Origin of the sequence: Klebsiella sp. NPDC088457, from assembly GCF_044900465.1 — a bacterium.
Lineage (GTDB): Bacteria > Pseudomonadota > Gammaproteobacteria > Enterobacterales > Enterobacteriaceae > Klebsiella.
Genome location: NZ_JBJDNH010000007.1, coordinates 46,120 through 59,019 on the forward strand (window position 1 = coordinate 46,120; position 12,900 = coordinate 59,019).

Here is a 12,900-nt window from a genome sequence, read left to right on the forward strand (position 1 = left end):
TTTATTACTCCAGGTTGGCGTGAAACTGCCACAGACTATGAATATCAAGCCGTTTCTTTGTAATCATCATCATCGCGATGGTATCCCCCAGCAGCAGCAATGATTGTTCAAACAGGCTGGTCATCGGCTGCTGCGAAGGTATCTCATCGTCGCAGTGCTGCTTACCCTGAACGGGAATACGCACAAACAGATCGCAGTATTCCCGCATGGAACTCTGCGGATTCGCCCCGATATGAACGACCGTGGCCGCAAAACCCTTCGCTTTTTTAGCAACCCCCAGTGGCAAAAGCGTCTCGCCACTTCCGGAACCAACTATCAAGAGGTCATTAGCCGTAATTGCCGGTTCAGTAATTTGCCCGACAACCACAGTATTGATGCCAAGATGGGACCATCGTTTAGCAATCGCCTGTAAGGAAAGTAGCACCCTGCCGACTCCGACAAAAAAAACCTTATCCGCTTTCTCTATAGCTAAAATAAGCTGTGAGACTTGTTCAATATCGATTCTCTCAAGAGTCTGACTAATTTCCCGCACAATAATACGTTCCGAGATAAGATAATCCATTGCAGACTCCATTACATATTTAAAATGAGATCGGCTAACGCTTTTCGGTTTTCCGCAAGCGTATATCCAGAGCGATACAGGCTGGTGCTACCAAGAACCAGATTATCAGCTCCGGCGGCGAGCAGTTGAGGAATGGTGGAGAATGAAACCCGGCCATCAACCTGAATAGCAGGACGACGTTCGAGCCTGCTGATATATTCAGCCAGGCGTTGAGTCTTCTCTATGGCGTAACTCACCTGCTGCTCATTCTGATTATCGGCATAACCCGGATTAATTAACATCAGCAGGACGTTATCCAGCTGCGGTAAAATATACTCCAGCACGGATAATGGTGTTGCCGGATTAAGCGCGATACCGGCTTTAACCCCCTGCGATCTGATCATATTGAGTAACCGTTCAACATGCAGACTCGATTCATAATGAAAAGAGATTTGCTGCACGCCAATATCCAGCACTTTCTTGACGAAAAACTCATTATTTAACGCCATGATATGAATATCAAAATCCAGGTCGGTCAATTCCCTTAACCGTTTAATCGTATCCAGCCCCAGCGGCATTGCCGGGCTAAATGCGCCATCGATAATATCGATATGCAGCGCATCAACCTGGACGGATTCCAGTTCACGTATTGAGGATTTTAAGTCCGCTAAGTCAGCACACATCACTGACGGAGAAAGCCATATTTTTCGGTTCACATTATCCCCTGCACCTATTTTTTCGCAATACAACACAAGAAAACGCAACATATAATCGCAATATCATCGCAAACAAACGCAACAACAAGCGCAGAGATCGCAAAGTATCGTCTGGATCACAATTAATAAAATTGTGATCCATTGTGAAAAGACAGAAATGGAGAGGTCTGGACATCCGCTCAGCAAGCGCTTCCCCGCCGGAAAAGCATTCTGCAAGGCCCGTCGGCAGGAGAGGCTACCTGCCAACCGACCGCAAGCAGACGGCGAATAAGCATGGTATTATGCGCGACATGGTTGGGATTCATTGGGTTTTAACGCGGTCAACAAGGGTAAGAGATGGCAAATTCGTTAACCATTGAAAGACGGAATAAGCTGGCGCAAATACTGATTGCGGAAGGTAGCGTCAAGGTTGGCAAAATCGCAGAAATGTTCGGTGTCTCGACGGAAACGATTCGCAAGGATCTGATTTATCTTGATAAAAAAGGCATCGCAACCAAAGGCCACGGTGGCGCGATTGCCTCTGGCAATATTCTGGCTATCGAACAGCCCCTGGCGCAGAAGAATACCGAACATTTACAGCTTAAGGATCAAATAGCCCAGCTCGCCATTCAACTGATTCCCGATCGGGGCGTGGTGATTCTCGATACCGGCAGCACCGTTCAGTGCGTTGCCAAAGCGTTAACGAGCAAAAGCAAACTCACCATTATTTCTAATGCGATCAATATCATCCAGCCGCTCAGCGGCACGGATAACGACGTTTTTCTGGTCGGGGGAAAACTACGGCCAAATAGTCTGGCCTTAGTCGGCATGTGGGGAATTCATGCTTATCAGTCCATCAATGCGGATATTGTCTTTCTGGGGACGGATGGATTGAAAAATCGTACAGGCCCCTGTACGGCCTCTTACGAGGAGGCGGAAATCAAGGCCGCGATGGTAAAAAGCTCCCGCCTCAAGGTGGTGGTGAGCGATAGCACCAAATTCACCAGCTCAGGTCTATTCCAGTTTTGCGATTGGTCTGAAATAGACTACTTCATTACCGATAGCGCCATCCCGGAAGAAGAGCTCACCCATTTGTCTAAACTGACGGAAGTCATCGTGGTCGATTGAGTGGCTCGTTCCGTGATTTAACACGATGCCCTTCAATCCTGCTGATCAAGCCATGCCAGCGCCCGCTCGCCGGCCTCATCCATCGGCAGATAGACCAGCAGCCGCGAACCGTTGCGCGGTGCGGAATACCAGTACATCTGCTGCAGGCTGAAGCGCCCGAGCTGCGGATGGTTGAAATTTTTGACCTGATTTTCCACGCCGCGCACCTCATACCGCTGGTGCCACAGCGCTTCAAACTCGGCGGAGGCGGCGAAAAAGCGCGCCAGCTTATTTTCCCACAGCGGATCGCCCCGGTGCTCGGCCATCGCCGCGCGGAAGTAGGAGACAAACGTCGGCAGCACATCGCGGTTTTCGATGCGGCGGCGCCAGGTATCATTAGTCAGATAGAGATAAATACAGTTGCGATCTTCTTCGGCCAGCGCGGCGAAATCCACGCCCATCAGGCGGCAAAAGCTGTCGTTCCACGCCACGATGTCGAAGCTGGGTTTCTGGATGCTGGCGGGCTGCGGCATCAGGCTATCGAGCAGCCGCCGGGTTCCGGGGCTTATCCCCTCGCAGACCGTGATCTGGGGCGTTTCCGGCGGCGTCAGCCCGGCCAGCACAAACAGGTGCCGCGTCTCCAGCGGGCTGCACTGTAGCGCGTTCGCCACGCCCACCAGTACCGCTTCTGACGGATTGACCTCCCGCCCCTGCTCCAGCCAGGTGTACCAGGTGACGCCGACGTCCGCCAGCATCGCCACCTCTTCGCGGCGCAGCCCGGGCGTGCGCCGCCTCCCGACCCGCGGCAGGCCCAGACGCTGGGGATCGAGGCTTTCACGCCGGGCGCGCAGAAAGGCTCCCAGCTGCTTGCGGCTATCATCGGGCGCGATCGGCCCCGATTCACGTTGCGGCATCCCCGTCATATCCCCTCCAGCATGGTAGTACCAATACCAGTATAGACAGGAACTGGTACCCGTTTAATTTATCGGTAATGCTACGACCATCCGCTGAATGACGCAATGGAGAGATCCGATGAATTCGTCTGCTGTTTCACCCGGCCGCGCCGGTTTACTCCTGCTGTTGACCGGCCAGATGCTACCGCTGATCGACACCTCAATTACCAACGTGGCGCTGGATTCGATCACCCATTCGCTGAATGCCAACGCTACCCAACTGGAGCTGATTGTCGCCCTCTACGGCGTCTCTTTTGCCGTCTGTCTGGCGATGGGCAGCAAGCTTGGCGACAACTATGGCCGCCGTCGTCTGTTTATGTGGGGCGTCGCGCTTTTTGGCCTCGCCTCCCTGCTGTGCGGGATAGCGAACTCCATCAACGCGCTGCTGGCGGCGCGTACGCTGCAGGGGGCCGGGGCGGCGCTGATCGTGCCGCAAATACTCGCCACCCTACACGTCACCCTGAAGGGGAGCGCCCACGCGCGCGCCATCAGCCTGTATGGCGGGATCGGCGGGATTGCCTTTATCGTCGGGCAGATGGGCGGCGGCTGGCTGGTCTCGGCGGATATCGCCGGCCTCGGCTGGCGTAACGCCTTCTTTATCAATGTGCCGATCTGCCTGCTGGTGCTGGGCTTTAGCCAGCGCTATGTGCCGGAAACCCGGCGCGAAGCGCATTCGCGCATCGACTGGCAGGGCACCTTTAGCCTGGCGCTGATCCTCTGCTGTCTGCTGTTTCCGATGGCGCTGGGCCCGGAGCTACACTGGCCATGGTCGTTACAAATCCTGCTGGCGGCGGTGCTGCCGCTGCTGGCCTGGATGCGGGTAAGCGCCCTGCGTAAACAGCAGCGCGGTGAACAGCCGCTGCTGCCGCCACGGCTGCTAAAGCTGACCAGCATCCGCTTCGGGATGGCCATCGCCCTGCTGTTCTTCAGCGCCTGGTCGGGTTTTATGTTCTGCATGGCGCTGACGATGCAGGCCGGTCTGGGGATGGCGCCGTGGCAGTCGGGCAACAGCTTTATCGCCCTTGGCGTGGCCTATTTTCTCTCCGCGCTGTACGCGCCGAAGCTGATTGCCCGCTACAGTATGGGACGCATTCTGCTGATGGGTCTGGTGGTGCAGATAGCGGGTTTGCTGCTGCTGATGGCGACCTTCAATCACTTCGCCAGCCATACTTCTACGCTGGCGCTGGTGCCCTCTACCGCGCTGATCGGCTACGGTCAGGCGCTGATCGTCAATAGCTTCTACCGCATCGGCATGCGTGATATCAGCGCCTGCGATGCCGGAGCCGGGAGCGCCATTCTGAGCACGCTCCAGCAGGCGACGTTAGGACTGGGGCCGGCGATTCTGGGTTCGCTGTTTTTAACCCTCGCCCAGCGCAGCGGCGGCGACTATCCGCAGGCGCTGATCGACTTTCTGGCCGTCGAAGCAGGGATGATGCTGCTCTTAGGGGCCATTGCCCTGCGGCTGCGTCATCATCTGAATATCCGTCCGGTGGCTACCGCCTCGTAATTCACATTGGCGTCACGTCTGATTTGCATAATATACATCCAGCGGTCATCATAACCGCTGGATGTACAGGAGACGTTATGCAGGAATTAATATCGCAAATTGCCGCATCAGGCATCAAAATTACCGCCACTACTTCACTCATCATTATCTTCGGCATTATTTTACTGACGGCGATCGTCATTCATTTCATTCTGCATAAAGTGGTATTGCGCACCTTCGAAAAACGCGCGCAGGCCAGCAACCATTTGTGGTTGCAGATCATCACGCAGAATAAACTGTTTCACCGGCTGGCCTTTACCCTGCAAGGGATTATCGTTAACGTCCAGGCGGTACTGTGGTTACAAAAAGGTAGCGAAGCCGCGGATATATTAACCACCGGCGCCCAGCTGTGGGTCATGATATATGCCCTACTGTCGTTCTTTTCGCTGCTCGATGTGATCTTTAATTTATCGCAAAAGCTGGCCAGCGCCTCTCAGCTGCCGCTGAAAGGGATATTCCAGGGGGTTAAGCTGGTCAGCGCCATTATCGTCGGCATTCTGGCGATCTCCTTACTCATCGGCCAGTCGCCGGCGATTCTGATCAGCGGCCTCGGGGCGATGGCTGCGGTACTGATGCTGGTGTTCAAAGACCCGATTCTTGGCCTGGTGGCCGGAATTCAGCTCTCAGCCAACGACATGCTGAAACTCGGCGACTGGCTGGAGATGCCGAAATACGGCGCCGATGGCGCGGTCATCGATATTGGCCTGACCACGGTAAAAGTCCGCAACTGGGATAATACCATTACCACCATTCCCACCTGGTCGCTGGTGTCCGACTCCTTTAAAAACTGGAGCGGTATGTCGGCCTCAGGCGGCCGCCGTATAAAACGCAGCCTGAATATTGATACCACCAGTATTCATTTTCTTGCTGAACAGGAACAGCAGCGTTTAATTCAGGCCCGGCTGCTCAAACCTTATATGGATTCACGCCATCAGGAAATTAGCGAATGGAACCAGCAACACGCGGAGGATCGTTCAGTATTGAATTTGCGTAAGATGACTAATATCGGCACCTTCCGCGCTTATTTGCAGGAGTATTTACGCAACCACCCGCGACTGCGCAAAGATATGACGATGATGGTCCGCCAGCTGGCCCCGGATGCCAACGGTTTACCGATTGAAATCTATTGCTTCACCAACACGGTGGTGTGGGCGGAATATGAGGGCATTCAGGCGGATATTTTCGACCACATTTTTGCGGTGGTCGACGAATTCGGTTTACGTATTCATCAATCCCCCACCGGCAACGATATTCGTGCGCTGACGGGCGCGGTCAGCAGCTGATCCTCAGGCGCTGGCGCGGGCAATAACGCGCCAGTCCATCATCACCCGCTCGGCGGCGGCATCCGGGTTGTCGATTTTTTTCAGCAACAGCGTCACCGCCGTGCGGCCAATATCTCGCGAAGGTTGTTCTACGGTGGTCAGCTGCGGCGAGACCATCTCCGCCAGTTCCGTGCCATCAAAGCCCATCACCGCAATATCCTCCGGCACCCGCAGCCCCGCCTGGGCGATCGCGCGCAGCGCGCCTGCCGCCAGAGAGTCGGCGACGGCAAATACCGCATCCGGTCTCTCGGTTAACGCCAGCAGCGTTTCCATTGCCGCTTTACCGGCGGCGGCGCTGAGATCGCTGGCATAGGCCACATGCTGATAGCCCAGCCCCCGGACGTGGAGCACGTCTTTATAGCCGCGCTCGCGCAGGCGGGCGTAGCGATAGCTGAGATCGTGGTTAATCAGGGCGATTCGCTGGTGACCGCTCTCCGCCAGCCGCGTCACCGCCCCCTGCGCGGCGTCAATATCGTTAATTCCGACGCAGGAAATTGTGCCGACGTCAGCGTATTCCGCGCACTGCACCCACGGCGCGTCGCCGATCATCATCGTCAGCTCCGGCAGACTGGAGAGCGCATTCATGGTGATAATACCGTCCACCATTTTTCCCGACAGCAGCTGCAGCCCGGAGGTGGAACGCGCCAGGTCCGAACCGGAGTTACACAGCAGGATCCGGTAGCCATGTTTCTCCGCCTCTTCTTCGATACCCTTCACCACTTCCGCGCAGAACGGGTTGGCGATATTCGATACCATCACCAGAATCATGTAGCTCCGCGCGGTGCGCAGCTGGCGAGCCAGCAGATTAGGTTGATAGTTGCTCTCTTTAATCGCCTGCAGTACGCGTTCGCGGTTCTTCGGTTTGACCGTATCGCTGTTATTCAACACCCGCGATACCGTCGCCACCGAGACCCCCGCCAGGCGAGCGATTTTCTGAATTGACATAGAGACTGCACTTCCTGCGATGAAGGTGATAGTGCGCAGGCTATCATAAATAAGCCGGGATGCGCAGCGGCAGAAGAGCGCCGCCGCGCGGGTTGCCGCCCTCGTTAATGTGCCGCGAAGCTATTAATTATCAGGGCTATTTTCCCCGCTCGTTACGAGGGATGATTTTACAGGTATACCAGACACCGCCCGCCAGCCGCGCAGGTGCGGTGACAAAAACAGTATCTTTTCACTTATTAATACGTTAGGGATGATGCCATCAATGAATAGTAAACTCGTGTTTCTCGCCCTCGGCTGCTCGCTGGCCGCGCTCAGCGGCTGCACCGCGTCCAAATCGTCACCGGAGCGTCACGCCTACTATTTTGTCGCCCACCGTTCCGATTTTGTCGGCGGCAATTTTGCGGTGAATCAGCAGGAGAACTACCGCTTAAATCTGCCGACCTTCAGCGAAGCCTATCAGCGCGGCAAGCAGGACCGGACGGCGGGGGTCAGCGAAAGCGATGCCCGTCGCAACGCCGATGCGATTAAGCAGCAGGTGACCAAGGGCGCCCAAACGCAGCACTCATTTACCGGCAACGCCGGCGATAAGTGGAGCAACGAGATGGAGAACAAAGACGCCGTCCTGTTCGGGAATGAACTTTCCGGCGCCTATCTGGATGGTTATCTCGGGGTGAAGTAAGACGCCCTGCGCCACCGCCGGTGGCGCAGTATCCTCCGGCTAGCGCCCGACGCGGACCCAGCGCTGCTGCTGATGGCTTTGCACAATCGCATCGATGATATACATCACATCCGCCCCTTCATAAAATGAGGCAAAACACCGCAGGTTTTCTGGCGGCATCTTTCCGGCGCGTACCGCCTGGTAGAAGTACAGCATCATATTTTTAAAGGCGTCCGGCCAGCCTTCACTATGCCCGCCGGGGAAATGCGCGCTGGCGGCAACATCGTGCTGCATCAGGCTCGGGTCATCGCTGAGCATCTGGTTCGGCTGCGCGCGCTGGCCAATCCACAGCCGCTGCGGGAGCTCCTGATCCCACGCCAGCGAGCAGACGCTGCCGTTGATTTCCACCGCCAGACGGTTCTTTCTTCCGGCGCTAACCTGCGAGACGGTAAAGCAGCCCTTGCTGCCATCATCAAAGCGAAACAGCACCGACCCCATATCTTCCGTATCCACCGGGCGTTCCTGATAACCCGCCTTCTCATCCTGCAGGCCAAAGGTGGCGTGGCCAGCGGGCGGGGCATGGCGCGTCGGCCAGACGATCGCCAGATCCGCCATCACCTCGGTGATGCGGCGGCCGGTTATAAACTGAACCGTATCGCACCAGTGGGAGCCGATATCCGCCACCGCCCGCGATGCGCCGCCCAGCGCGGATTCCACCCGCCAGTTGTAATCGCTTTGCCGCAGCATCCAGTCCTGTAAATAGCTGCCGTGCGCCGAGAACAGCCGTCCGATCTGCCCCTCGCGCATCATGCTGGCGGCCTGCTGAACCATGGCGAACTGGCGGTAGACAAAGCTCACGCCATGTACCACGCCGGCGCTTTCCGCCAGCGTCACCAGCTCACGCGCCTCATCCGGGCGCATGCACAGCGGTTTTTCCGAGAAGAGATGCAGCCCGGCGCGCAGCACCTGACGATTAATCTCAGCGTGCAGATGGTTCGGCGTGCAGTTATGCACCACCTGCAAGCCGGGATGCGCCAGTAGATCCTCAACCCGCCCGTAGGCATGGGCCACATTCAGCTGCCGCGCCTTTTGCTGCGCCTGCGCCAGATGGCTATCGCATAGCGCTACCACCTCGATATCGCCCACCCGGCGCAGGGCTTCAATATGCGCCGGGCCGATAAACCCGCTGCCGATAATCCCGACCTGAATCATCCCGGCCCCCCGTTTCCCGCCGCAAAATCATCAAACGCCCGCCCGGAAACCGGAATGATATGGCGACGGATAAACTCGCTGCCCTCCCGCGCCCCGGTCTCGGCCTCTTTCAGGCAGCACTCCCACTCCAGCACCGCCCAGCCGTCAAAGTCGTATTCGGTCAGCTTGCTGAAAATACTTTTGAAATCAATCTGCCCGTCGCCCAATGAACGAAAGCGCCCCGCCCGCTGCAGCCAGGGCTGGTATCCCCCGTATACCCCGCAGCGGCCATCGCGGCGGAATTCGGCATCTTTGACGTGAAAGGCTTTGATGCGCGAATGATAGATATCGATGTACGCCAGGTAGTCCATCTGCTGGAGGTGCAGGTGGCTGGGATCGTAGAGCATATTGCAGCGCGGATGGTTCTCCACTCGCCGCAGGAAACGCTCAAAGGTGACGCCATCATGTAAATCTTCCCCCGGGTGGATTTCGTAACACAGATCGACGCCCTGCTCGTCGAAAGCGTCGAGGATCGGCCGCCAGCGCCGCGCCAGCTCGTCAAATGCCTCCTCCAGCAACGGCGCGTTATGCGGCGGCCAGGGGTAAAAATAGGGCCACGCCAGCGCCCCGGAAAAAGTGGCATGGGCCGATAATCCCAGGCGCCCGGAGGCGACCGCCGCCTGCTGCACTTTTTCCACCGCCCACCGCTGGCGCGCCTGCGGGTTACCGCGCAGCGCAGCGGGGGCAAAGGCGTCAAAAGCCGCGTCATAGGCCGGATGTACGGCCACCAGCTGGCCTTCAAGATGGCTGGAGAGCTCGCTGATGGTCAGGCCATACTCCGCCAGCCGCCCGCGAATCTCATCGCAGTAGGTCTGGCTCGCCGCCGCCCGTTCGACATCAAATATGGCCGGATGATTACACGGGATCTGCAGCGCCTGATAGCCAAGGCCGGCGGCCCAGGCCGCAATCCCTTCCAGGGTATTAAACGGCGCCTGCGGGCCGATAAACTGCGCCAGAAAAATCCCCGGTCCCTTGATCGTTTTCATACTTCCTCCCGATTGTTATTGCGGCTCTTTCTCGTTGTACTGGAAAGAGAAAAGGAAAATCAGCGCGATAAGCGCCGCGGCTACCGCCGGGATCCACCAGAAGGTCACCCACGCCTGCGGTACCGCCTGCCCGGCCACCAGCTGGTGATACAGCGCCCCGGAAATTTGCGAGCCCAGCAGCATCCCGATGCCGTAGGTAAACATAACGATCATACTTTGCGCCTGGCCTTTGACCTTGTCGCCCGCGACGCGATCGGTATAGATAAAACCGACGACAAAGAAGAAGTCATAGCACACGCCGTGCAGCAGAATGCCGAGATAAAGCAGAAAACGTCCCTCTTCGCTGACGCCGAGGGCAAAGAAGGCATAGCGCACAAACCACGCCGCCATCCCGACCAGCAGCATGTATTTCACCCCCAGGCGACGAAACAGCAGCGGGATCACCAGCATAAAGGCAATTTCGGACATCTGGCCGAACGCCATCGCCGTGCTGACATCAGCCACTCCGGCATCCGCCAGATAGGAGGCGGTGAAGGCGTAATAGGTACCCAGCGGAATGGAGATCAGGGTGGCGCAGAGCGAAAAGATAAAGAAATGGCGGGTCTTCAGCAGCGCAAAAGCATCGGCGCACAGCAGATCGCGAAATTTCACCGGTATGCCTTTCGCCGGCGCCGGGGTATGCGGCAACGTCAGACTATAGAGAGCCAGCGCCACCGAGCACAAAGCCGCCAGCTTGAAGATCGCCGTGGTATCGGAAATCCCGGTTACGCCGATACAGATCCCGGCGACGATCCAGCCGATGGTGCCAAAGACACGCACCACCGGGAAAGTTTTATCGACATTGTTCAGACTGTGGAAAGCAATATTGTTGGTCAACGCCAGCGTCGGCATGTAGCACAGCGTATAGCCGAACAGCAGGCCGATGAGCAACGCGCCATTTTGCGCGACCAGCGCCTGCGGGACAAACCACAGAATAACCGCCCCCGCCAGGTGCATCGCCGCCATCACCTTCTGTGAGGCAAAGAAGCGGTCAACCAGCATCCCCAGCACAAACGGCGAGAGAATCGAGGCGATGGGCCCGGCAGAAAACGCATCGCCAATCAGCAGCGACATCTCGTAACGCGTCATCACCAGGCCCAGGGTCACCGACCAGCTTCCCCAGATAAAAAACTGCATAAACATCATTAACGACAGGCGCGGCACCAGAAACCGCTGCTGCACGCGGGCACTTTCACGACCTTCAGTTGTTGATACCATTTTGACCGCCCTCAAAAAGTAATCGATTACAAACCGCTTCGAAATGAAAAGTAATCGATTACAAAAAGAAGTTCCTCCGCGAAATACGCTAAGCGCGAAGAAGATCACAATAAAAGGCAAGATCGCCCCGACGAACGTCAGGGCGACAGGGCGTCACGCCGGGCGGCGCAGCAGCTTAAAGACGATAAACAGGACCAGGATCCATACCGGCAGTAAAATTGCCGACAGACGCATGCCGTCGATGGTGCACATCAGCACCAGAATCAGCGCGAGAAAGGCGATGCAGAGATAGTTACCGCCCGGCGCCAGCAGCGCTTTAAACTTCGACTCCCGCCCTTTACGGCGCTGCGCGGCGCGGAACTTCAGGTGTGCCATGCAGATCATAATCCAGTTCAGTAGCAGCGTCGCCACCACCAGCGCCATCAGCAGGCCCAGCGCTTTTTGCGGCAGCAGATAGTTCAACAGCACCACCAGCGAGGTGATCACCCCGGACAGGATCAGCGAATTCACCGGCACGCCGCGCTTGCTGATGCGGGCGAGAAACTTCGGCGCGTTACCCTGCACCGACAGACCGAACAGCATCCGGCTATTAGAGTAAACGCCGCTGTTATAGACCGACAGTGAAGCCACCAGAATGACGAAATTCAGCGCGGAAGCCACCACGTTACTGTCCAGATTATGGAATATCATCACAAACGGGCTGCTGTCGGATTTGATTTCCACCCACGGGTAGAGCGCCAGCAGCACCACCAGCGAACCGATATAAAACAGCAGAATACGGTACACCACCTGGTTTACCGCTTTCGGAATGCTTTTTTGCGGATCCTGCGCTTCGGCCGCGGTAATGCCAATCAGCTCCAGGCCGCCGAACGAGAACATGATCACCGCCAGCGACATCACCAGGCCATGCCAGCCGGTGGCGAAGAAGCCGCCGTGCCGCCACAGATTATCGAACCCCGCTTTGCTGCCGCCGTGGCCGCCAAACAGCATCCACAGGCCAAAGCCGATCATGCCGATAATCGCCAGCACTTTAATCAACGCAAACCAGAACTCCGCTTCGCCGTACAGACGAACGTTAACGAGGTTAACGGCGTTGATGATCGCGAAGAAGGCCGCCGCCCAGACCCAGGTCGGTACCTCCGGGAGCCAGTACTGCATATAGATACCGGCGGCGGTCAGCTCCGCCATCCCCACCAGCACGAACATCACCCAGTAGTTCCAGCCGGAGAGAAAGCCGGCAAACGGGCCCCAGTATTTATACGCAAAGTGGGCAAAGGAGCCGGATACCGGCTCTTCCACCACCATTTCGCCAAGCTGGCGCATGATCAGAAAAGCGATGATCCCGGCGACGGCATAGCCGATCAGCACGGCCGGTCCGGCCATCTGAATCGCCGGCCCGATGCCGAGAAACAGCCCGGTACCGATAGCGCCGCCAAGGGCAATGAGCTGAATATGTCGGTTCTGTAAACCGCGATGAAGCGTCGGGCCGCGCTCCGCTGTGGCATCTGACTGCGTTGACGCGTCTTTCACGTCGATCCCCTGTTAGTTTTTATGAAGGGGCACCTTTTAACACTTCTGCTCGCCCGACTTCAAGTTACAGATGCGCCGGGGAGCGACAAGCGGAGAGGGTTAACAGGGG

General features: G+C 57.0%; 12 protein-coding genes. 4 read left to right on the top strand and 8 right to left on the bottom strand.

The annotated features are described in order from the left end of the window. Positions 1 to 4: 4 nt before the first annotated feature. Positions 5 to 562: a 6-phospho-3-hexuloisomerase gene (gene hxlB / locus ACI2JR_RS06300; RefSeq protein WP_132728716.1), complete on the bottom strand. Its 558-nt coding sequence runs from the start codon at positions 560 to 562 to the stop codon at positions 5 to 7. An 11-nt stretch (positions 563 to 573) separates the two neighbouring features. Continuing rightward, entirely contained in the window at positions 574 to 1,308 is a 735-nt protein-coding gene (locus tag ACI2JR_RS06305; RefSeq protein ID WP_462478127.1) for a ribulose-phosphate 3-epimerase, read from the bottom strand. A 285-nt stretch (positions 1,309 to 1,593) separates the two neighbouring features. Here ACI2JR_RS06305 and ACI2JR_RS06310 point away from each other — a divergent pair, with 285 nt between their 5' ends. Continuing rightward, complete coding sequence (locus ACI2JR_RS06310) at positions 1,594 to 2,364, top strand: DeoR/GlpR family DNA-binding transcription regulator (protein WP_462478128.1); 771 nt, start codon at positions 1,594 to 1,596, stop codon at positions 2,362 to 2,364. A gap of 32 nt (positions 2,365 to 2,396) precedes the next feature. Here ACI2JR_RS06310 and ACI2JR_RS06315 read toward each other — a convergent pair whose 3' ends face one another. After that, positions 2,397 to 3,266, bottom strand: coding sequence for a helix-turn-helix transcriptional regulator (locus ACI2JR_RS06315; protein WP_462478129.1), 870 nt, complete (start codon positions 3,264 to 3,266; stop codon positions 2,397 to 2,399). A 109-nt stretch (positions 3,267 to 3,375) separates the two neighbouring features. Here ACI2JR_RS06315 and ACI2JR_RS06320 point away from each other — a divergent pair, with 109 nt between their 5' ends. Next, the gene (locus ACI2JR_RS06320) at positions 3,376 to 4,803 is read left to right on the top strand and encodes an MFS transporter (protein WP_132728710.1); all 1,428 of its coding nucleotides are present in this window, start codon (positions 3,376 to 3,378) and stop codon (positions 4,801 to 4,803) included. Positions 4,804 to 4,880: 77 nt separating this feature from the next. Then, entirely contained in the window at positions 4,881 to 6,125 is a 1,245-nt protein-coding gene (locus ACI2JR_RS06325) for a mechanosensitive ion channel family protein (RefSeq protein ID WP_132728708.1), read from the top strand. A 3-nt stretch (positions 6,126 to 6,128) separates the two neighbouring features. On the opposite strand, the gene ACI2JR_RS06330 is transcribed toward ACI2JR_RS06325, so the two are convergent. Beyond that, positions 6,129 to 7,109 (bottom strand): LacI family DNA-binding transcriptional regulator, encoded by a 981-nt coding sequence (locus ACI2JR_RS06330; protein ID WP_462478130.1) that lies wholly within the window; start codon positions 7,107 to 7,109, stop codon positions 6,129 to 6,131. Positions 7,110 to 7,371: 262 nt separating this feature from the next. Between ACI2JR_RS06330 and ACI2JR_RS06335 the strand changes: the two genes are divergently transcribed. Beyond that, positions 7,372 to 7,788 (top strand): Exc2 family lipoprotein, encoded by a 417-nt coding sequence (locus tag ACI2JR_RS06335; protein WP_462478131.1) that lies wholly within the window; start codon positions 7,372 to 7,374, stop codon positions 7,786 to 7,788. A 39-nt stretch (positions 7,789 to 7,827) separates the two neighbouring features. Here the strand turns inward: ACI2JR_RS06335 and ACI2JR_RS06340 are convergent, their stop codons facing one another. The 4 genes from ACI2JR_RS06340 to pheP form a co-directional block, all read right to left on the bottom strand. Continuing rightward, positions 7,828 to 8,979 carry a Gfo/Idh/MocA family protein gene (locus ACI2JR_RS06340; RefSeq protein WP_462478132.1) on the bottom strand — a complete coding sequence of 384 codons (1,152 nt, stop codon included), beginning with the start codon at positions 8,977 to 8,979 and terminating at the stop codon, positions 7,828 to 7,830. Continuing rightward, the gene (locus tag ACI2JR_RS06345) at positions 8,976 to 10,004 is read right to left on the bottom strand and encodes a sugar phosphate isomerase/epimerase family protein (RefSeq protein ID WP_462478133.1); all 1,029 of its coding nucleotides are present in this window, start codon (positions 10,002 to 10,004) and stop codon (positions 8,976 to 8,978) included. The genes ACI2JR_RS06340 and ACI2JR_RS06345 overlap by 4 nt, the downstream gene beginning before the upstream one ends. Before the next feature lie 15 nt (positions 10,005 to 10,019). Then, positions 10,020 to 11,225 (bottom strand): MFS transporter, encoded by a 1,206-nt coding sequence (locus ACI2JR_RS06350; RefSeq protein WP_165905693.1) that lies wholly within the window; start codon positions 11,223 to 11,225, stop codon positions 10,020 to 10,022. A 189-nt stretch (positions 11,226 to 11,414) separates the two neighbouring features. Continuing rightward, positions 11,415 to 12,791 (bottom strand): phenylalanine transporter, encoded by a 1,377-nt coding sequence (pheP, locus tag ACI2JR_RS06355; RefSeq protein ID WP_462478134.1) that lies wholly within the window; start codon positions 12,789 to 12,791, stop codon positions 11,415 to 11,417. Between the last annotated feature and the right edge of the window lie 109 nt (positions 12,792 to 12,900).